Raw genomic sequence first — 20319 nt, forward strand, 5'->3', positions numbered from 1 at the left:
CCCAGGCTCCCGGAAGACGCGTACGCCATTGACACGGCATACGAAGGCTTTCCTTTACCGGGCCGACGCCGGGCAGTCCCACTCTCCGCCGCCATGACACAACCCGCGTGAGAACTCCTCCCCTTCACCCGGCCGACGCCGGGCGAATTCCGGAGAGGGAAGGCAGAGGCATTCGTCTTCGCGGCCCACGCCTTGGGCCGCGGGTCAACAGAGGGCGTGGTGAGGACGCAGACTCCGCAGACGGTGCCCGACACGAGGAACGCCACGTCGGGAGAGCCTGTTTTCCTCAGACGTCATCACGTTCGAGTGCCCCTTGTTTCACGGAGTAATCCGGGGGCTGCGCTTTGCGGCCGGCCCCGAACCAAGCGTCGTTCGGTGGTATCGCGTCTCGGGGCATCGATCTCGCGACGCCGGAAATTGCGGGCACGATTGATTGAACACCGACCCGCTTCGCGTTCGTACTCATGGTGAAGGTGCAACCCCGTGCGCAAATGAAGGATCAGCATGTCAGAAGCGCAGTCCTCCACGACCGAGATGATCGCGGGGAGGTATCGACCGCTCCAGATCCTGCACCGAGAGGAGTTCCGGATCGGCTGGCACGGCCAGGACATGGCGTCCGGCCGGCCGGTGTACATCGCGGAGGCTCGACTGCCCGCGGTTCTCCGCGAGGAGAGCGCGCGGCAGACCACGGCCCGGGTACTGCGGGAGACCGACGCCGTGCAAGCCGCCGCCCCCGGCCGGGTGGCCACCGTTCTTGACGTGACCGAACAGGACGGCCGGCTGTGGACGGTCATGGAACCCATCGAGGGTTCGTCCCTGAGTGAACTCATCAGCGGACGAGGGCCGTTGGACCAACCCCGGGCGGCCCGCGTCGGCCTGGAGATCCTCGACGTGCTCGCGGCCGCCCATCGCTCGGGGGTCACACACGGCGACCTCGGCCCCGACCAGGTCTTCGTCAGGACGGACGGCGGGGTGGTGGTCACCGGGTTCGGACTGAGCGGAGCGACCCGGTCCTTGAGGGCGACCGCACCCTCGTACGCGTCCCCGGAGCAGACCCGCGGCGAGGCGGTCGAACCCTCGACGGACCTGTGGGCTCTGGGAACGCTGCTCCACACCATGGTCGAGGGGCGTCCTCCCTCCACGCACCCCGGGCACGTCGAAGGCTTCCCGGTCTCCGTGAACGGCGACTCGGGAAGGGCGGCTCGAAGAGAACAGGAGGCAGCCCCGGAAGGTGGCCTGCCCGCCGGTCGTCTGCGGCAGACCATTCACGGACTGCTCCGCGAGAACCCGCAGGAACGGCTCACCGAACCGGTCCTGCGCAAGGCGCTGACACGCATGATCAGCGAGGACTCGGCCGTACCGCCGTACGCGTTCAGGCTGCGGGGAGCATACGGAACCTCTCCGGGGTCGGAACGGCCGCGGAGGAGCAGGCGGCCCGTCATTCTCGCCATCGCCGGGTCCGCGTTGGCCGTCGTGGCCGTCCCGGTCATCCTCGCCATGAACAGCGGGCCGGATTCGGACGCGTCCGACGCCTCCGGCGCCCCGCCCATCGCGTCCGGCTCCGCTGCCGTGCCTCCTCCCGCAGTTCCTACCCCCGTTCGCCCCTCGGCGACCCCGACCAGCGGGGCCCCGTCCGCGTCAGCGGACCCCGCCGCGCCCCCGCCCCCCTCCCCCAGCGACTCGCCCGGGGAGAAGGCACCGCCCGCCACCGAGCGCTACGACGCGCCGGAAGGGTTCTCGGTCGAGCTGCCCTCGGGGTGGGAGCGCGTCAAGGACACAGGGCGACCGGGCAACGCCTTCAGCGTCACGTTCGGCGCCTCGGGCGATCCACGCGCACTGAGCATCACCTTCGGCAGAGTCCCCTCGTCCGACCCCGTCGCCGTCTGGCGCAGCGCCGAACCGGCACTGCGGCGCCTCAACCACGGCTTCGACCGCATCGGCGACATCGAGCCCGTGGAGCATTCCGGTGCGGCGGCTGCCGATCTGGAGTGGTTCGCCGACGATGAGGGCACGGGTCGCACGCGCACGCTCGCCCGTGCCCTCATCGTCGACACCGAACTCGGCTACTCGATCCGGTGGACGACTCCCGCCGACGAGTGGAACGCCCCCGCCAACCAGCAGGCCCTCGACACCTTCCTGACGTCCTTCCGCGTCACCTCGGGTGGGTGAAGGCTGCGGCGGCGAGGGCGCCGGTACGGGCGGACGGCCCTGCGGGCGTGTCCGCCCTGTGTCCTGCTAGGACAGCGTTTCGGCGACCACGGACGCCGCTTCCGCGAGCAGTTTGTTGTCGTGGACGTCCTTCGCCTCGCCGCGGTTCGTCAGGATCGCCATGACGATGGGGGCGGAGTCGGGAGGCCACACGACGGCGATGTCGTTACGGGCGCCGTAGCCACTGCCGCTGCCGGTCTTGTCCCCGACCACCCAGCCCGCGGGCACCCCGGCCCGGATGACCTCGTTCCCGGTGGTGTTGGTCTTCAGCCACGTCGTGAGCTGAGCTCGTTCGCGCTTGCGGAGCACGTCCCCGAGAACATAGGCGCGCAGGTCCTTGGCGAGCGCCCGCGGGGTGCTCGTGTCCCGCGTCTCGCCCGGCACCCAGTCGCTCAGGTGGGGCTCGATGCGATCCATCAGCGTGACCTTGTCGCCCAGCTTCCTGAGCTCCGACTCGAGACGCTCGGGACCGCCGAGTGCCTCGAACAGCAGGTTGGCTGCGGTGTTGTCGCTGTAGCGGACGGCGGCGTCGCACAGCTCGCTCAGGGTCATCCCGGTCTCGACGTGCTTCTCGGTGACGGGCGAGTTGGCGACCAGGTCGTCGCTCGAGTACTTGATCACCTTGTCCATGCCGCTCAGGGAGTACTTCCGCAGCACGGCGCCGGCTTCGAGCGCCTTGAACGTGGAGTGATAGCCGAACCGCTCGCCGTCCCGGTAGGCGACCTCGCGCCCGGTGCCGGTGTCGATGGCGTACACGCCGAGCCGGGCGTCGAACTTGCGCTCCAGTTCCTTGAGTTCGCCTGCATACGGGGCGGTCGCCGCCGCGACCGGGACCGTGTTCACGGCGGACCGGGACGGCGACGAGGCGGTCGAGCCCCGGGAACCGTCCTGGCCGCAGGCTACGAGCGGGACGACGAGTGCGAGCGCGGCGAGCGCACCGCGAAGGGTGCGGCGGGCATGGGTGTACTGCGTGGTCTGCATGGTCCAGCCTCCTGGGTGGTCATGAGTTCCGGATCACCTTCACCGGCGGGCGGCCATGCGGTCCAATACGCGAACGATCCGTTCCATGCCGATCCGGCATGGGAATCGGGTGGTGGATCTGGCATAGGGTTCCGGCTGTGGATCTGGTGGCAGCGTGTCGTGCGTTCGTCAGCGTGAGCGAGCACGGCGGTTTCACCGTCGGGGCGGCCGCCGCGCGGATGTCCCAGTCGGTGGCCAGCCGTCGCGTCGCCGCCCTGGAAGAACGCTTCGGCGAGCCGCTGTTCGAGCGCACCTCGCGACGGGCCGTCCTCACCGCCTTCGGCCGGGACATGCTGCCGACGGCCAGGCAACTCGTGCAGGCGGCCGACGTGCTGCTGCACGAGGCGGAGGCCGCCAAGCTCAAGCCGTGGCGGCTGGCGGTGCCCGGCATCTGCTCCACGGCCGGCCTCGCCCGCCTCGTCGCCGAGGCACGCGGACACGGCATCACCCTCGATCTGCGCGTCGCGGGACCGGCCCAGCGCACGGAGCTCCTCCACGCCCAACAGGTGCGAGCCGCCCTGCTCGCGGTGCCGTCGGACGACGCGAGATGGTCCGTGCCGCTCGGGCTCGCCGCCGCCCGGGACCCGGGCGTGAAGCGCGTCTACCTGGAGACACTGCGGGTCGGACGAGCGACCACCGGCCCCGCCCGCCGCGTCTGGATCCAGCCGGAGGACGACGTGCCGCACATCCGCGACCCGCTGACGCGGCTGCGTGACGCGGTGGGCCTGCGGCCCGCCCAGCTCGCCGCCGCGCCCGGTCTCACGGCTGCCGCGGCGGAAGTCCTGTGCTCCCGCGACCTCTTGCTGTGCTCCCCCGCCCAGGCCGAGGAACTGGACCTGGCCTGGCGTCCCATCGGCGAGATCGCGATCGGCCGGGGCTTCGCCCTCGCCTCCGCCGGAGACGGCAACCCACAGCTCATCGAAGCGCGCCTGGGCGACGCCGTCGCCCGCTGTCTGGGTGCGGCAACCCCGGAAAGGGCCAGGACTTGAGCACCGAAGCCTTACTGCACGAACTGCGCGGGCAACTGCGCGACGGCGGCCTGCACGGCTGCCTGCTCGTGCGGGACCTGCACACGGGAGAGGAACTGGGGATCGAGCCGGACACCCGGCTGCCGTCCGCGTCCTTGGTCAAGGTCCCGCTCGCGGTGGCGACCCTCGAACGCGTGCGGCGGGGTGAACTCGACGGAGCGACGCCCCTCGACGTGGCACCCGGGCGGATCACGACGGCGGGCCCCATCGGACTGAGCCGGTTCCGTCACCCGGCCCGGATCGCGGTCGACGACCTGCTCTACCTGAGCACCTGCCTGAGTGACAGCCACGCGGCCGACGCGCTGTTCGGGCTCACCCCACCCGCCCGGGTCGCCGAGATCCTCCAGGACCTCGGCCTGCGCGACATCGCTGTCCGGCACACGATGTACGAGCTCATGGACACACCCGTCGAGCGCTTCGACCCGGCGGACGTCGATCTCGCCCACGCCCTCGCCATCGACGCCGGCACCAGCGGCCGCGGGCACCGGGTGCCGCAACTGGACACCACCCGCGCCAACACGGGCAGCGCGCGGGCCTGGGTCGAACTGCTGCAGGCCCTGTGGACACCGTCGAAGATCCACCCCGAGGTGGCCGCGCACGTGCGCGACCTGATGTCCCACAACGTGCTCCGGCACCGGCTCGCCCCCGACTTCAGCTCCGACGCCACCACCTGGTCCTCCAAGACCGGCACGCTCCTGAATCTCCGTCACGAGATCGGTGTCGTCGAGCACTCCGACGGTCAGGCCTTCGCCATCGCCGCCCTGACGGAATCACTTGTTCCGGCCAGTTCCCAGCCCGGTGCCGAGGCCCTTCTGGCGCAGGTCGCCCGGACACTGCGAGACCATCTGCGGCAGCTCTAGCGGCCCGGTCGACGGGCGTTGACGCACCGCGGGCTCCTGGCCTCGCACCGGTCCAGGTCTCCTGGCGGTGCCGACCACGGTCCGTCAACGTGCAGAGCGGTCCGCCGGTCAGGGCGAGGAGTCAGGACCTGGCGGGCGATCGGTCGCGTCGGGCCACACCCCCACGTGATCCGGTTCACCGGTCAGCCGGACCCGGCCGCGCAGACCGTAGCGTTCCACGTAGTCGCGGGGCAGTTGGAGGCGGCCCGCGCGGTCGAGGACGGTGTACTCCTGCGCGCCCCCGCCGCCGGGCCCGCGCAGGGTCTCCGTCGACGTACGGCCGTCGCGGATACGGACCGTACGGCGGACCTGCCCGGAGACGAGGGGGTCGTGGGTGACCACCAGGACGGTGGCGCCGAGTTCCTCGTTGGCGCGGCGCAGCGCGGCGAACACGTCCTCACCGCTCGCGGTGTCGAGTTCACCGGTGGGTTCGTCGGCGAGCAGCACCCGCGGCGCGTTGGCCGTGGCGACCGCGACGGCCACACGCTGCTGCTCGCCGCCGGAGAGCTCGGCGGGCCGCCGGTCGCGGCAGTAGGCCACACCGAGGACGTCGAGGAGTTCGGCGGCTCGGGCGGCGCGCTTGCGGCGTGGCACGCGCGCGTACTTCATCGGCAGTGCCACGTTCTCCAGGGCGGTCAGGTACGGCAGGAGGTTGCGTCCTGTCTGCTGCCATACGAAGCCGACGGTGCGCCGACGGTAGCCGAGCCGTTCGCGCCGCCGCAGGGCGAGCAGGTCGTGCCCGGCGACCCTCGCGCGGCCCGCCGTGGGCAGGTCGAGGCCGGAGAGGATGGACAGCAGGGTCGACTTGCCGGATCCGGAGGCGCCGACGAGTGCCATGCACTCGCCCTCCTCGACGACCAGGTCGAGGCCCTGGAGCGCCTGTACCTCGACCTCGTCGGTGCGGTAGACGCGGACCAGGTTGTCGCACACGACGAGCCCTTCCTCCGCGTGCGGGCGCTGGGCCTCGCGGGCTCGCTCCACCAGTTGCCGCAGGTCGCTGCCGAGAGGGTCAGTCACCGTTTCTCCCCAGTCTCAGGACCGCGCCGAGCCCGCGGCGTCGTCCGATCCAGGTCTCCACGCCCACCGCCGCGGCCACCAGTACGGCCAGGCCTGCGCCCAGGGCCGAGGTGAGCAGCAGGTCGGGGCGCGGGGTCGGGGCGGCGGGTCCGCCCGTGAACTCGCGCAGGTCCAGGGCGGGGCCGAGCAGCGCGGGCAGGGTCAGCCCCAGGGCTGTTCCGCCCGCCACGGCCGCCAGTACCAAAGGCAGCAGTTGCAGGAGGTGGAGCGCCGATGTGGCCCGGTCGCCGAGGCCGAGGGTGCGCAGGTAGGCGGTGGTTCGGCCGCGTGCCGGGGCGGACAGCAGCAGTTCGAGGACGAGCGCCAGCAGAGCGAGGAGCACGGCGAGCGCGGTGCACGCCGTGTGCGCGGCGGTCAGGACGTCGATCATGTCGTCGGCCGCTGCCTCGGCCTCTTCTTCGGAGCGGATGCGCAGGTCTCCGGCGGCGGCGCCGTTGGCGGCGCGCGGCACGAGGGTCCGCATCGTCTGCGCGTCCAGTTTCGGGCCGTACAGCAGGAGTGAGGTTTCCTCGAAGTCGCTCTCCGCGATGGCCGTGAGGTCGCGGTTGTCGGCGAGCAGCAGGCGTTCACGCGGTGGCGTCGTGCGGCGGACGGGGCCGAGCGCCGCGTCATGGAGCACGTCCTCGGGGAGGGTTCCGACGACGCGCAGGCGCAGTTTCCTGCCGTGCGACGTGATGGTGAGACGGTCGCCGGCGCGGGCCCCGGTGGCCAGGACCCGGATGTCGGTACCGGACCGCGGGCGGGTGATTCCGGCGGCGTCGAGTGCACGCGCGGCCGTCGAGCCGGGCGCCGCCGCCCTCAGTTGTGTGCCGTCGATGCCGACGAGGCTGGCGATGCCGTACCGGTCGCCGCTGGTCGCGCTGGTCGGGTCGACGCGCAGCTGCCTGACACGGACGGTGTCGCGCACTCCGCGCACCTGGGCCAGCCGCTCGGCGATGTCGGGGTCGCGGCCTGCGCCTACGTAGGAGGCGTCGGCGCCGACCTGCCACGCGGCGGCCTCACGGCGGCCGTCCGTCAGCGTCCCGGCCACCAGGCCGCCGAACACCGCTCCGGCCAGTGTCACCACCAGGACCAGCAGCGCGAGGGCGCGCGCTGGGGCCTCCTTCGCGGCCCGGGAGAGCGCGATGAGGGGGACGACGCCGCGCCTGCGTGCGGACCAGCGCGCCAGGATCCGCACCGGCAGCGGGTAACAGCGCACCAGGACCGTGCCGGTGGCCAGGCCCAGCAGCGCGGGCACCGCCGCGAGCAGAGGGTCGGGACCGGCCTCGGCGACGGTGCCACGAGCCCGCAGCGCGAAGACCCCGGCCGCGGCGAGGAGCAGCACCGACGCTTCGGCGACGATACGGCGGCCTGCCGCGTGCGGGGCCGGCTCGTGCCCGGTGCGGGTGGCCCGGTCGCGCAGGGCACGCCAGGTGAGGGCGGGCAGCAGCAGCCAGACGAGTGCGGCGACGAGCAGTCCGTACCGGTACGCGGGAGAGGGGCCCGGCAGCGATCGGGCGGCGGCGGTTCCCGCGGCGAGGCCGAGGAGCACGGCCGGTGCCGTCTGTGCCGCCCGGGCCAGGGCGAGGCCTGCCGCGGAGGCGCCGCGGGCGCGTTTCAGACGATGGGCGTCGAGGCTGCGGCGTACCGCGAGGAGCGTGGTGACGGCTGAGGTGAGCAGTCCGACGACGAGCAGGGAGGCGAGCGCGAAGGAGATCACGACACGGCCCTGGCGCCACTGCCGGCCGAAGTCGGTGAGGGCGTCCGGCAGGTGCGTGCTGTGCCGCAGCGTGGAGGAGGTGTGCGGGCCGATCTCGCAGTACATGCCGCCGTAGTCGGCGATGTCGCCGCAGAAGACGGATCGTGCGTCGTCCGGGTACTGGGCGAGCAGGCGCTGCAGATCGCGCTCTCCCTGATCGTCGGCGAACCGTGCGGCGGTGCGCTCGTCGAGGTCCAGGCGCATCCCCCAGGTGACGGTGAGCGTGGCGCCGGCCTGTTTCTGCAGGGCGGTGACGGTGCGGGACGCGACGAGGGCGCGGGCCTCCCAGTCGAGCCCCTGGGCACTGCGTGACGGTTGCCTGGCGGGGCGTGTCAGCAGGGGCTGTTCGCGCCACAGCCGGGCCCCGGCGTCGGCGCTGTCGGGGCCGGTCCCGTCCGCCGTGAAGAACCCGACGACGACGGCGGTGGCCTGGACTTTGTCCAACGCGCCCGGTGTGAGCGGGAGTTGCTGTCCGAGCCGCAGTTCCAGCACGTCACGGGTCCGGGTGGAGACGGCGATCTGGACGCTCTCGCCGTCCGGGTCGGGCGGCCGTCCCTCGGCGTAGGCCCTGCGGCCCGGCGCGTCCGAGGCGTATGTCAGGCCCAGCCCCACCTTTCCGGCGGCTGTCGTGGCGTCGAGGAGCGGCAGGCCGACGCGGGTCGAGTCGTGTACGAGACCGCCGTCGAGGTCATCGGGAGCCGCGTCCACGATCACGTCGGTGACCGGGACGAGGTCCTCGGCCAGGTCGCTCGCCCAGGCATCGGAATCCGAGTCCTGCGCCGGCTCGAACTGGGCGCTGAGCAGCATGCCGGGCTCCGCCCGCTGCTCCTGCGCCAGCCGGGAGGCGAACGCGCGCCCGGCGAGCCGGTCGAGGAGCCCGGGGCCGGCGGCGGCGACGGCGGTGAGCAACGCGACCAGAACGGCGAGGCACACCAGCAGCGGCAGGTCGGCGCGTGCCTCGCGCGCGGCGACGAAGCGGAGCGGTCGCGAAGGGCGTTTCATCGGTCCTCCCCCGCGCGCAGCACACGGGCCAGGTCGACCCGTCCCAGGAACCGGGCGACGACCGACACGATCGCGCAGATCATGAGCGTCGTCGCACCTGCCGTGAGGGCCACCCGCACCCAGGGCACGTCGGTGAGCAGTCCCGGGTAGACCGGCCTTCCCGTGTCGTCGACGGTCACCACCGGCATGATCGTCGCGGCCAGTGCGGTGCCCAGCAGGGTGCCGAGGACCGCCGCCACCGCGGCCAGCACGAGTTGCTCCGTCCACAGGTACGCGGCGAGTTGCCCGCGCCGCACGCCGAGGGCCCGCAGCAGCGCGAACTCCCGTGTTCTGGCCCGCGCCGAGAGTGCCGTGTGCAGGGTGAAGCCGACGACGGCGAACGCCGGGGCGAGGACGAGACACAGGGTGAGTGCCCCGCGCGCGCCCTGCCGCAGCGGATCGGCGGCCAGCCGGGCCCGCATCCGCGGCACGTCGGCGGCGGCGCCGAGGAGGGGATCGGCACGCACGGCTCTCAGTGCCGCCGTCGCGTCGCCGCGGTCGGCGGCCACCCACCAGGCGGACTCGGCGACGGGCAGTGTTCCGCCGAGCGCGAACTGGGCGGCCATGGCCCGGGAGTCGGCCAACAGCCGCGGCCGGTCGCGGTCGGCGCCCGGCACGGCGTCGATCCTCCCGACGATCTTGATGCGGGCGGTGCCGCCACCGGTGCGCTGCACCGTGATCGTGTCTCCCACGCGGGCCACACCGGACGACAGGAGCGTGCGGTCGGCGAGCGCGGGTGCGGCCGGACGTCCCTTGGCACGGTCGGTGCCCAGCCGCACGCTCCAGGTCGGGTACCTGAGAGTGACGTCCGGACCGCGCAGGACCGCGTCCAGGAGTGTGCCGGGCGCCGGGCGGTCGGAGCACAGCACCGGCCCCGGAGCGCTCCGGGGCGAGCGCCGCGGCGTGGCGTCGGGGCATCCGGCGATCTTCCGGTCGGGAGCGTCGGTGCGCAGGTCGCGCCAGGCCGCGGGCCGGGTGAGGCCGGGCACGCCGTCGACGGACAGGCGGTACGTGCGTCGGACGGTCTCTCCGGTCATGCTCAGACCCACCTGGACGATGCGTGCGCCTTCGCCGTCGACGGGGACCTTCAACCGCACGGTACGGACCGCGCCACCGGTGTCCTCGATGACGGCCTCGCTCGCTCGGGTGAGCCCGTCGGCGTCCACGAAGTGGACGGTGAGCGTGACCGGCACGGGGGTGCCGGGCCCGTCGGCGGAGAGCCGGACGCGCAGCGGCAGTTCGCGTGCCGAGCCGCTCAACGGCAGCCCGTAGGCGGGTATGTTCCGGCCGAGCGGGGCGACCAGCTCGGCGACCGGCCGGTCGCCGAGGTCGGACCGCAGGGCCGGAGCGGGACCGGTCGCGGTGTTCACGCCGGTGACGGTGAGCCAGCTCTGGCCGAGGTATCCGTTCGCCTCGACCAGGGGCGTGACGGCCCCGGCACCGGGCAGTGCGGCGTACGTGGCACGCCGCTCCGCGAGCGGCAGGCGCTGCCCGGGGACGATCCGCAGGTCGGCGCCGACCTTGAAGACCGCCTGGTCGTGGTCCCCGCGGTCCAGGATGGCCAGTGCGGTGCTGCTGAGGGCCGCCACGGCCAGGGCGAGCGTCACCAGCAGTGCGGGACCGGCATGCCGCGCGGCCCGCCGCGCGATCTGCCAGCCGCCCAGGGCCAGTACGAGTCCGGTGCCGCGTCGCGCGAGCGGATCGGTGATCCGTGCGGCCAGGGGCAGCGCCCGCAGGACGAGCAATGCGGCCGCGCAGGTCATCGCGACCGGCGCGAGGACCAGCACCGGGTCGACGCCACCGCCGGTGACGGGCGAGCGGTACTGCCGCAGTTGCAGCCAGCCGAGCACGGCGACGGCGGCGAGTGCCACGTCGGCTCCGAGCCGCTGCGCTCCCGCGAACCGTCCGAGGCGCAGCCGGAGCCTGCGCACCGCGTGCCGGTCCCGCACGGTGCGCACGGTCGGCAGCAGCAGGGCGACGCCGTGCACCAGGACGGCGAGCAGCGCGGCGACCCAGCCGGCGGCCAGGGTCGCCGTCGCCGGTACGTCGCCGGGTATCAGCCCGGCCCCGTCGAGGAGGCGCAACAGCGGTCCCGCCAGGTACGGCGCGGCCACACCTGCGGGCACCGCCACGGCCGCCCACTGTCCCGCCGTCGCCAGACCCAGCCGCGTGGTTCCGGCACCCCGCGCGGCCAGCAGCGCCAGTTCGGGGCGGCGGTGCTCGGCAAGCTGACGCGCCGTGAGCACGAGAGCGGCGGCCGCCAGGGCGGCGAGCAGGGTGGCCGGGATGTACAGGCCGGCCCGGGCCACGGCGATGGGAGTGCTCAGGTCGTCGAGCGCGTTGTCGAGCGTGGACCGGGCATCGAGCTCGGCCAGGACCGGCCCACCACGGAAGACGGACAGCGAGACGTCACTGCCGGCGAAGGCGTCGGCACGCCGTTGCAGCGGCCCGATGTCACCGAGCCGGAGCCCACGGGTGTCCGGCACACCCAGCCACAGCGCGTCGGAGGCCTTTGCCAGGCCGGGTGTCGCCGCGAGCGCCGCACGCGGCACCAGCGCCATGGACTCCGGAGCGGCGAAAGTGGGGCTCAGGTTCGCCCAGACGGCAGGACTGCGGTCGCCCACCCGGTACAGCCCTGCCACCCGCAAGGTCACCGAGCGTCCGCTGTCGGGCTGCACCCGCAGTTCGTCACCGGGCCGCACCGCAAGCTCCGCGGCGAACACATCACTGAGCGCCGTCTCGACGATCCCCGCGCCGCCTGCCCGCGGCCAGCGTCCCGCCACCAACCCCGCGTGCCGCTGCATCTCCTGGAGACCGACGAGCGTCACGGCGGCAGCGTCCCGCCGACGGCCGTCCACCTCGGTCACACTGAGCGCCGAGGAACGACTGGCCGGGGCCCGTAACGCCGACCAGGTGTGATGCGGTACGCCGCCGAAGGCCCGGTCGACGGCGGCCCGTACGAGGCGATCGACCTCTCCCGCACCACGGGTCCGGTACGCTCCGGAAACCTCGACCACGGCCTCCGGGTCACGGGCGAGCCGCCGCTGCACCCCGCCTTCGACGGCCCTGTCGGTGAGCGCCGCGAGGGCTGCCAGGACGGTGGCAGCGAGCAGCACGGCAAGCCCCGCGGCCCCCAGCACCAGTCCATGGTGCACCGTCGCACGCATGGCGGCAGGCGCACGTCTCCCACTCAACTCGCCGCTCTCCCCCCGTACGGCCAGCCACAGTATGGGTCCGTCCGTCCGGGAGCCGCAATCGTCCGGACCGGTCCGACCGCGATCGGGCGGGTACCCGGCGTGACGCCCAACTGACGTGCATCGTCAGCTTGTTGCTCCTTCCGCCCTGACGGCCGCATTGACGGCCTCTCACCGAAATGCGTTTCTGCCGGGGTGTACTCATCAGCTATAGAAGGATTCATGACGTCCTGGAGCCTGGCGCCCGAAGCAGTCGACTCACCCGACGCGACCGGTCTGCGCCGCGACTACTACGCCGAGGTCGCGAGCCGCTACTGGAAGAGGCCTGCGACCGCCGAGGAGATCGACCAGGGCCTGGCCGGCGACGGCGTCGAGCTGCTGACCCCGCCCACGGGCCGGTTCGTCGTCGGACGCTACGGCGGGGAGGCCGCCGCCTGCGGCGGGGTGCTGATGCTGGACGCCGCACGTGCCGAACTCACCCGCGTCTACCTGCGCCCCGCGTTCCGCGGGAAGAAGGGCGCGAGCTTCCTGCTGGAGCTGCTGGAGGCCGAGGCGCACAGGCTCGGAGCCCGCCGGATGGTGCTCAACACGCGCCTCGACCTGACCGAGGCGCGCTCCCTGTACGTCCGTCACGGCTACGACGAGATCCCGGCGTACTGCAGGGGCGAGTACATGGAGATCTGGTACGGCAAGGAGCTCGGGTCACCCCCGGCTCCATGACGCATGGGGGCCATATGATTTCGGGCATGCCCCCTCCCGATGTCACACCGGACCTGCGCCCCGGTGCTGTGCCGTCCGGCGACCGGTCGCCGTCCGGGGTGGACCGGGTGATCACGGGGTTGTCGTGGTGGTGGTTGTCCGCTCCCGTCATCCTGCTGACTCCCGCGGTCGCCCACGCCATGGGTGTCCCTGAGGTGCGGGAGGAGTGGGGCCGACTGTTCGGGCTGTCCGCGCTGCTCAGCATGGTGGTCGCGCCCGCCGCGGGACTGGCGGTGGCACTCGTCGGGCGTCGGCGGCGGGCTCGTCGGCGCTTCGTCGTCATGGGGACCGTGTCCAGCCTGCCGGTGCTCTTCTTCTGGGTCTTCGGCATGCTGTTCGCCGAGTGTCCGGACGGCTATCACTGCTAGGGGTAGGGGTGCACCGGCGAAGGTCACGCCCGCGGCAGCCCCCGGCTCAGTCGTACGGCACGGGTGTGAGGGTGTGTCCATGAACTCCCGTCGGGTCACGTCGAGTTCTCACCGTCGCCGCGCCGCTCGCGCTGATGGCCGCACTGCCGGCCTGCGGCTCGTCGCTGCCACCGCTTCGGTCGCGGCCGTCACAGCATCGGCGCTCCTGATCGTCGGACGCCGCCGCAGGAAGGCGTCCGCTCCTCCTGGCCGAGTGCGGACACCCTGGTGGGCGCGCTTCGAACGAGAGCTGTGACCCCATCGGACGGCCGCGTACGGTCGGCACCGGCCAGTGGCACTCGTCGGGCCGCCCGACCGGCGCCGCGGCGACGCTCCCCCACGCGGTCGGCCGGTGGGTGGGCCGAGCGGCCCGTCACGCAGGTCGGCGGCGTCGGACTCCCGGCCGGCACCATCCCCTGCCGGGGCTCACCCGAGAAAGCCGAAAAGACTTCGAGAAAACTTTGGCCGGCGATGTCGAGAACCCGTGACCCGCTCCGTCCCCGCTGTGAACGCGACCACAATGGCTCGCACCGGATCGAGGAGAACACCATGGCCAAGTACCTGTTGCTCAAGCACTACCGAGGCGCCCCGGCTGCGGTCAACGACGTCCCCATGGAGCAGTGGACTCCGGAGGAGATCTCGGCCCACGTGCAGTACATGCGGGACTTCGCAGCCAGGCTCGAGGAGACGGGCGAATTCGTGGACGGTCAGGCGCTGGCCCCCGAGGGGACGTTCGTCCAGTACGCCGGCGAGGGGCGCCCGCCGGTCACCGACGGCCCGTTCGCCGAGACCAAGGACCTCATCGCCGGCTGGATGGTGATCGACGTCGACAGCTACGAGCGAGCCGTCGAGCTGGCCGGAGAGCTGTCGGCCGCCCCCGGGGCAGGCGGGAAGCCGATCCACGAGTGGCTCGAGCTGCGCCCCTTCCTGACCACGCCGCCCACCATCACGGAGTGACCTCTCACGTGAACGAGGTCCTGCTCCGGAGCCTCACACCGAGCGTGCTCGGAATCCTCGTCCGCCGCGGAGCCGACTTCGCGGCGGCCGAGGACGCCGTGCAGGACGCGCTGGTCGAGGCGGTCCGTGTCTGGCCCGCCGACCCGCCGCGGGACCCGAAGGGCTGGCTGGTCACCGTGGCCTGGCGCCGGTTCCTCGACGCCACCCGGGCGGACACCGCCCGCCGCAGGCGTGAGGACCTCGTGGACGAGGAACCGGCGCCCGGTCCCGGGCCCGCGACGGACGACACACTCCAGCTCTACTTCCTGTGCGCCCATCCGTCGCTGACGCCGTCGTCGGCGGTCGCGCTCACGCTGCGCGCCGTCGGCGGGCTGACCACCCGACAGATCGCTCAGGCCTATCTGGTGCCCGAGGCGACCATGGCGCAGCGCATCAGCCGGGCCAAGCGCACGGTCTCCGGTGTCCGGTTCGACCAGCCGGGGGACGTCGCCACCGTGCTGCGAGTCCTCTATCTGGTCTTCAACGAGGGGTACTCCGGTGACGTCGACCTCGCCGCCGAGGCCATCCGGCTCACCCGGCAGCTCGCGGCCGCGATCGACCACCCCGAGGTGGCCGGGCTGCTCACCCTGATGCTGCTCCACCACGCCCGGCGGGCGGCCCGGACAGCGCCCGACGGCAGCCTGGTGCCTCTCGCCGAGCAGGACCGCGGCCTTTGGGACACCAAGTCGATCGCCGAAGGGGTCGAGATCCTGCAGGCGGCTCTCGCCCGCGACCGGCTGGGCGAGTTCCAGGCACAGGCCGCCGTCGCGGCACTCCACGCCGACGCGCCCACCGCCGAGGAGACCGACTGGGTGCAGATCGTGGAGTGGTACGACGAGCTCGTGCGCCTGACCGACAGCCCGGTCGTCCGGCTCAACCGTGCGGTGGCCGTCGGTGAGGCCGACGGACCGCGCGCCGGCCTCGCGGCGCTCGCGGCGCTGGACGACTCCCTGCCCCGCCACACAGCGGTGGCGGCGTACCTCCACGAGCGCGACGGCGACCTGACGAAGGCGGCGCGGCTGTACGCCGAGGCGGCGCAGAAGGCGCCCAACCTCCCCGAACGCAACCACCTGACACGCCAAGCCGCCCGGCTCAACACCCACCGGGGTCGCTGACGGGGCGCACGAGTGCTTACAGGCCCGGAGGCCCGCAGGAACAGCTGGCAGGGGCCTGCCCGGCGTGCTGTGCCAGGCAGGCCCCTGACCCTTGGTTCCCCGGGTTCCGGGGCGGCTCAGCGCTTGAGGGTGAAGGTGAAGTCGCCGGAGAGCTTGCCGCTCAGCCGGACTGCCGAAACGAGCTTCTCCTGCGTGATCAGTCTCTCGGCCTCGGCCCGCGAAAGACCGCAGCCTTCAGCGATCAGTCGCACCGGCCTGACAGGGATCCGCGCCGCGAAGCGGACCGATACGTCGATCACCTCGTGATTGAGGTGGTCCGATCCGCCTGTGTCGAGGCGCCAGGCGTTGTCCCAGTCGAGGGCGATGCGATTGCGGCGCCGCACGACCGGATCCTGGAGCAACTCGGCTGCCAGACCAAGGTCGTTGTCATGCAGTCGGTCCAGCAGGTCGGACCGTACGGAGCGCACGTGTGTCCGCTCCAGCACGGTGAGCTTGGCCGTGTCCCCGCAACCGGTGCAGAGCACGAGGAGCCAGACATCGATGAGTTTGTGGTGTGCGTTGACGCGAAACTTACCGCTTGCCCGGAAGCGGCCGGACGCGCACGCGTGGCAACGGCGCAGCACGAGGGGCAGGCAGGTGGGCATGACCACCCAGGTTTTGAGCACAGAAGTACACCGGTTCCAGTGAGAAGTCCGCAGCAAAAGGCAGCGCGGCGCAACTGCGCGACGCGCGACGAATCAGCACTCGGGAGGTCTCACACGGTGTACAACGGCACGTCCTTACCCGGACAACTCGGTTCGGCAGCACGGTAATGGCGTGCAGCGGTGCTGCTCCACCGGTTTTCGGGTCTACGGGGCGATCACTTCGACCGGTTCCGGCTCGTTCGCCGGTGCATGAGTGGGGTGTTGGGGACCGCGGGCCAGTACGTGGAGCAACAGCGCGGCCATGAAAGCCACTCCGGCCCACATGGCGTGCTGCCGGCCGTCGACGAACGACTCATGGGCGGCACGGATCAGCACCTCGGCGTCGGACCTGCCTCGTTCGCGGCGGCGAGAGCGTTGGCGGCACCCTCGCGCGCGGTGTCGGCCGGCCCACCCCGCGTGTGGTGGGTCATCGCGCGGGGGCCAGGAGCTGGGTGGCCGCCAGCTGCGCGTACAGCCGGTCCTGGGCCATCAGTTCCTCATGGGTGCCCACCGACCGAACCCGGCCGACCTCCATGACGATGATCCGGTCGGCGCCGGTCACCGTCGACAGGCGGTGGGCCACCACCAGTACGGGGCTCTCACGGGCCACCTCCGTGATGACTTCCCGCAGCGCCAGCTCATTGACGGCGTCGAGCTGCGAGGTTGCCTCGTCCAACAGCAGCAGCCGGGGCTTGCGCAGCAGGGCGCGGGCGATGGCGACGCGCTGCCGTTCACCGCCCGACAGCTGCGAGCCGCGGTGTCCGACCGGGGTGTCCAGGCCGTGAGGCAGGCGCTCGACGACGGTGTCGAGCCTCGTCCGGGCCAGGACGTCGCGGATGTCGTCGTCCGTCGCGCGGGGCGCAGCAAAGACCAGGTTCTCGCGCAGCGTGCCGGCCAGCACCGGAGCGTCCTGCTCCACGTAGCCGATGGCAGACCGTAGTTCGGACAGGGACCAGTCCTGTACGTCCTTGCCGTCGACCAGGACCCGCCCGCCGGTGGCCTCGTAGAACCGCTCGATGAGCGCGAACACCGTCGACTTGCCCGCACCGGAGGGGCCGACGAGGGCCGTCAGCCCGGCGCCCGGTACCTCGAAGCTCACCTGCTGACGGATGGACGGCCGGCCCGGACGGTAGCGGAAGGACACGTCCTCGAAGCGGACCGATGCGGGACCCGACACCGCTGCCCGCTGCCCGGGCAGAGCGCTCTTCCGCCGGGCGGCCGGCTCCGTCGACAGGCGTTCCACGTGCGCGATGCGGGAGATCGCGGCTGCCCCCTCCTGATAGGAGGACGCGGCGTCGACCAGCTTGGACACCGGTTCGATCAGGTAGAAGAGGTACAGCAGGAAGGCGATGAGGGTGGACACGGGGATCTCCCCCGACGCCACTCGCGCTCCGCCGACCGCGAGCACCGCGAGAAAGGCCAGCTGTACGGCGAGTTCGTCCGCCGAGCCTGCCACGGCCTCCCATTTCGCGCTCTTCACGCCGTACCGCCACGCCCGCTGTGCCGCCACCTCCACCTGGGCGGTCTCCCGCTCCTCGGCACCGGACGCCTTCACCGTGCGAAACGCCCCGAAGACCCGCTCCAGCGCGATGGAGATCTCTCCGACCGCCTCCTGCGACCGCTCGGTGGCGCGGGCGATTCTCGGCATCACCAGCGCGGAGGCCCCGCCGACCAGCACGACCACGCCGAGCGTCACACCCAGCAGCACGACGTCCAGGAACGCCATCATCACGATCGCCGCCACGAAGGACACCGCGCCGGTGGCCGCGGAGACGACCGCCTGGGTGCTGACCGCCCGAAGCAGCGTGGTGTCCGAGGTGACCCGGGACATCAGGTCCCCCGGCGGGATCCGCTCCCACTCCGAGATCCGCAGCCGCAGCAACCGCCCCACCAGGGTGCGCCGTGCGGCCAGGACCACCGACTCCGCCGTCCGCTCCAGCACATACGCGCCGAACGCCTCGACCGCCGTGCCCAGCAGCACCAGCACGGTGAGCGCGATCAGGATCCCGGCGATGGTCTCACCGGTCGCCAGCCGATCCACCAGTGTCTTGGTGGCCAGCGGCTGCAGCAGTCCACCGGCGGCCCCGACCAGGGCGCACAGCAGGCCGAGAGCGACGGCCCACCGGTACGGCCGCACATAGCCGCACAGTGCTGTGACCGTCTCTCGGGCGGACAGCGATGCTTCATCCACCACCGGGGCGGGTGCGGTGTTCACGAAAATCCTCTCTTCTGCGGTCTGCCGGGCACCGCATCAGCGGTCCGGCACACCAGTTACGTGAGCAGGTGTCGGTTTCGGCTCAGGGGACGAGCCCGGCCGCCCTCACGGAGAGGGTGTGCACCGGCGCTTCGGACACCTCAGCGACGCACGAAGCACAGGACGAAAGCGCCCCCCGCCGGCGTCAGGCCGAGAAACTCCAGAAACTCGCCCCTGCCAGGGACCGCGTCACAGCCCGGTACGTCGGCCGGTGATGGGGGAACTCCCCGGGCTCCCTTGTGCTGTGTCGCGGACGGTGTGTCATGCCTCCAGCCTGGAAGCCCGGCCGGTCCTCGCCCATCCGGCAACCGTCGGGTCCACCCCCGCCAAGTGGCTGAAAAGAGACCGCCGGCCGGTCGGGACGGACCGGTCGGCACGTGGCTCCGCCGGTCAGCGGGGTGATCCACGCCGATCGGCGGGGCCGGTACCGAAGACTGCCGGATGTTCCGCCCCCGGACGTCCACGCGAGATTCGCCGTATGACAAAGATGCAACCGCTGCAGGAGACATCAGCTCCCCAGGAGAACGCGCCTCCGCAGCCCCGGACTTCCCCCGAGTCCACCCCGCCGGCCTCACCCGGCCCCTCGATGGGACGCCTCGTCGGGGTGGACCTGGCCCGCGCGCTGGCGGTGTTCGGCATGTACGTCGTGCACATCGGTCCCCCGCTGTCGGCCACGGACGGCGTCGCCAGCTGGGTCCGGTACATGGCCGACGGTCACTCGTCGGTCCTGTTCGCCACCCTCGCCGGGTTCTCACTGATGCTGATCGCCGGCCGCCGCGAGCCGAAGACCGGCCTGGCCGGCCGGCAGGCGAAGGCCAGGATCGCGATCCGCGCCGTGATCCTGCTGGCGCTGGGCACCGTGATGGCGATGGAGTACGGCGGAGTGGTCATCCTCGGCTTCTACGGGGTCTACTTCCTGTTGGCGCTGCCCCTGGTGCGACTGCGCGCCAGGACACTCGCGATCACCGCGGCCGCCCTGGCCCTCGTCACACCGCAACTGTCGTTCGCCCTGAACTCACTGCTGACCGAGCCGGTCCGGCAGAGCATCAACGCCTACGACCCGCTCCACCGGCTCAGCGACGTGGGAGTGCTCGATCTGCTGTTCACCGGCTTCTACCCGACGATCACATGGATGTCGTTCGTGATCGCCGGTATGGCGCTGGCCCGCCTCGACCTGTCCCAGGCCGCCGTCCAGTGGCGCCTGGCCGCACTCGGCGCCGCTCTCACCACGGCCGCGTACGGCATGTCCTTGCTGCTCGCCGGCATGCACGCGTTGAGGAGCACGGCGGAAGACGGGTCGTCGTCCGGCAGCTCCGGGGCCATGTCCGGCAGCTCCGGTTCGATGCCCCCCGACGGCGGATCGTTCGAGCCCCAGGCCTCGTCGCTCCTGACGGCCGGGCCGCACAGCGGCACCACGTTCGACATCATCGGCAGCGTGGGAGTCACGATCCTCGTGATCGTGGGCGCGACAGTGGCAATGGACCGCCTGCCGCGCCTGCGCCGCCTGGCCAAACCGGTCATCGCCGTGGGCACCATGTCCCTGACCGCCTACGTCGGCCACTTCGTCATCCAGGGCTGGCTGCCCTCGTTGGGCGCGACCTACGCCGAGGAGTCCTGGGTCACGCTCATCAATTTCGTCCTCGGGGCGATCGTGTTCGCCACGGTCTGGTCCCGCTTCTTCCGCCGCGGGCCCCTGGAATATCTCCTCAACGCCGCCACCAAGCCGGCGCATCGCATCCGATGAGGCCCAGCCGGGGTGAGTCGACCACCACATCCCACCCCGGCACGGCCCGCTCACAGATCCACTTGGTCAGTGAGCGAAGTGGCCTCCACCGACCCGACTGCTCGACCGGCAGCGTGCGAAGATCCGGATACTCAAACAGACGCTGGGCCGGACCGG

15 protein-coding genes are annotated in these 20319 nt (G+C 72.1%); 8 read left to right on the forward strand and 7 right to left on the reverse strand.

Going from position 1 to position 20319, the window contains the following annotated elements; translation table 11 throughout:
* Nucleotides 1–504 precede the first annotated feature (504 nt).
* Nucleotides 505–2169 carry a serine/threonine protein kinase gene (locus O1Q96_RS27980; RefSeq protein WP_269250786.1) on the forward strand — a complete coding sequence of 555 codons (1665 nt, stop codon included), beginning with the start codon at nt 505–507 and terminating at the stop codon, nt 2167–2169.
* Between the two features lie 66 nt (nt 2170–2235).
* Here the strand turns inward: O1Q96_RS27980 and bla are convergent, their stop codons facing one another.
* Nucleotides 2236–3189 (reverse strand): class A beta-lactamase, encoded by a 954-nt coding sequence (gene bla, locus O1Q96_RS27985; protein ID WP_269250787.1) that lies wholly within the window; start codon nt 3187–3189, stop codon nt 2236–2238.
* A gap of 137 nt (nt 3190–3326) precedes the next feature.
* On the opposite strand from bla, the gene O1Q96_RS27990 reads away from it, so the two are divergent.
* Together O1Q96_RS27990 and O1Q96_RS27995 are read left to right on the forward strand one after the other, a co-directional pair.
* Nucleotides 3327–4217: a LysR family transcriptional regulator gene (locus O1Q96_RS27990; protein WP_269250788.1), complete on the forward strand. Its 891-nt coding sequence runs from the start codon at nt 3327–3329 to the stop codon at nt 4215–4217.
* On the forward strand, nt 4214–5116 hold the full coding sequence (locus O1Q96_RS27995) for a serine hydrolase (RefSeq protein ID WP_217456370.1): 903 nt from the start codon (nt 4214–4216) through the stop codon (nt 5114–5116). Before O1Q96_RS27990 ends, O1Q96_RS27995 begins: the two co-directional genes overlap by 4 nt.
* Before the next feature lie 108 nt (nt 5117–5224).
* Here O1Q96_RS27995 and O1Q96_RS28000 read toward each other — a convergent pair whose 3' ends face one another.
* The 3 genes from O1Q96_RS28000 to O1Q96_RS28010 are packed head-to-tail and all read right to left on the reverse strand — an operon-like array spanning nt 5225 to nt 12178.
* Nucleotides 5225–6172 (reverse strand): ABC transporter ATP-binding protein, encoded by a 948-nt coding sequence (locus O1Q96_RS28000; protein ID WP_419586961.1) that lies wholly within the window; start codon nt 6170–6172, stop codon nt 5225–5227.
* On the reverse strand, nt 6165–8972 hold the full coding sequence (locus tag O1Q96_RS28005; protein ID WP_269250789.1) for an FtsX-like permease family protein: 2808 nt from the start codon (nt 8970–8972) through the stop codon (nt 6165–6167). Before O1Q96_RS28005 ends, O1Q96_RS28000 begins: the two co-directional genes overlap by 8 nt.
* Complete coding sequence (locus O1Q96_RS28010; protein WP_269250790.1) at nt 8969–12178, reverse strand: ABC transporter permease; 3210 nt, start codon at nt 12176–12178, stop codon at nt 8969–8971. The genes O1Q96_RS28005 and O1Q96_RS28010 overlap by 4 nt, the downstream gene beginning before the upstream one ends.
* A 249-nt stretch (nt 12179–12427) precedes the next feature.
* Between O1Q96_RS28010 and O1Q96_RS28015 the strand changes: the two genes are divergently transcribed.
* The 4 genes from O1Q96_RS28015 (at nt 12428) to O1Q96_RS28030 (ending at nt 15482) form a co-directional block, all read left to right on the forward strand.
* Nucleotides 12428–12925, forward strand: a complete 498-nt coding sequence (locus O1Q96_RS28015; RefSeq protein WP_269250791.1) for a GNAT family N-acetyltransferase — start codon at nt 12428–12430, stop codon at nt 12923–12925.
* A 26-nt stretch (nt 12926–12951) separates the two neighbouring features.
* Nucleotides 12952–13332, forward strand: coding sequence for a hypothetical protein (locus tag O1Q96_RS28020; protein WP_269250792.1), 381 nt, complete (start codon nt 12952–12954; stop codon nt 13330–13332).
* A 588-nt stretch (nt 13333–13920) separates the two neighbouring features.
* Nucleotides 13921–14328 carry a YciI family protein gene (locus O1Q96_RS28025; protein ID WP_269250793.1) on the forward strand — a complete coding sequence of 136 codons (408 nt, stop codon included), beginning with the start codon at nt 13921–13923 and terminating at the stop codon, nt 14326–14328.
* Between the two features lie 8 nt (nt 14329–14336).
* Nucleotides 14337–15482 (forward strand): RNA polymerase sigma factor, encoded by a 1146-nt coding sequence (locus O1Q96_RS28030; RefSeq protein WP_269253751.1) that lies wholly within the window; start codon nt 14337–14339, stop codon nt 15480–15482.
* A 116-nt stretch (nt 15483–15598) separates the two neighbouring features.
* On the opposite strand, the gene O1Q96_RS28035 is transcribed toward O1Q96_RS28030, so the two are convergent.
* From O1Q96_RS28035 to O1Q96_RS28045, 3 genes are all read right to left on the reverse strand, one after another.
* Nucleotides 15599–16147: a DUF1062 domain-containing protein gene (locus tag O1Q96_RS28035; RefSeq protein WP_269250794.1), complete on the reverse strand. Its 549-nt coding sequence runs from the start codon at nt 16145–16147 to the stop codon at nt 15599–15601.
* A 183-nt stretch (nt 16148–16330) separates the two neighbouring features.
* Nucleotides 16331–16501 (reverse strand): hypothetical protein, encoded by a 171-nt coding sequence (locus O1Q96_RS28040; RefSeq protein ID WP_269250795.1) that lies wholly within the window; start codon nt 16499–16501, stop codon nt 16331–16333.
* Between the two features lie 91 nt (nt 16502–16592).
* Nucleotides 16593–18380: an ABC transporter ATP-binding protein gene (locus tag O1Q96_RS28045; RefSeq protein WP_269250796.1), complete on the reverse strand. Its 1788-nt coding sequence runs from the start codon at nt 18378–18380 to the stop codon at nt 16593–16595.
* 517 nt (nt 18381–18897) lie between these two features.
* Between O1Q96_RS28045 and O1Q96_RS28050 the strand changes: the two genes are divergently transcribed.
* Nucleotides 18898–20163: a DUF418 domain-containing protein gene (locus tag O1Q96_RS28050; protein WP_269250797.1), complete on the forward strand. Its 1266-nt coding sequence runs from the start codon at nt 18898–18900 to the stop codon at nt 20161–20163.
* Nucleotides 20164–20319 lie beyond the last annotated feature (156 nt).

It is taken from the genome of Streptomyces aurantiacus (assembly GCF_027107535.1).
GTDB lineage: Bacteria > Actinomycetota > Actinomycetes > Streptomycetales > Streptomycetaceae > Streptomyces.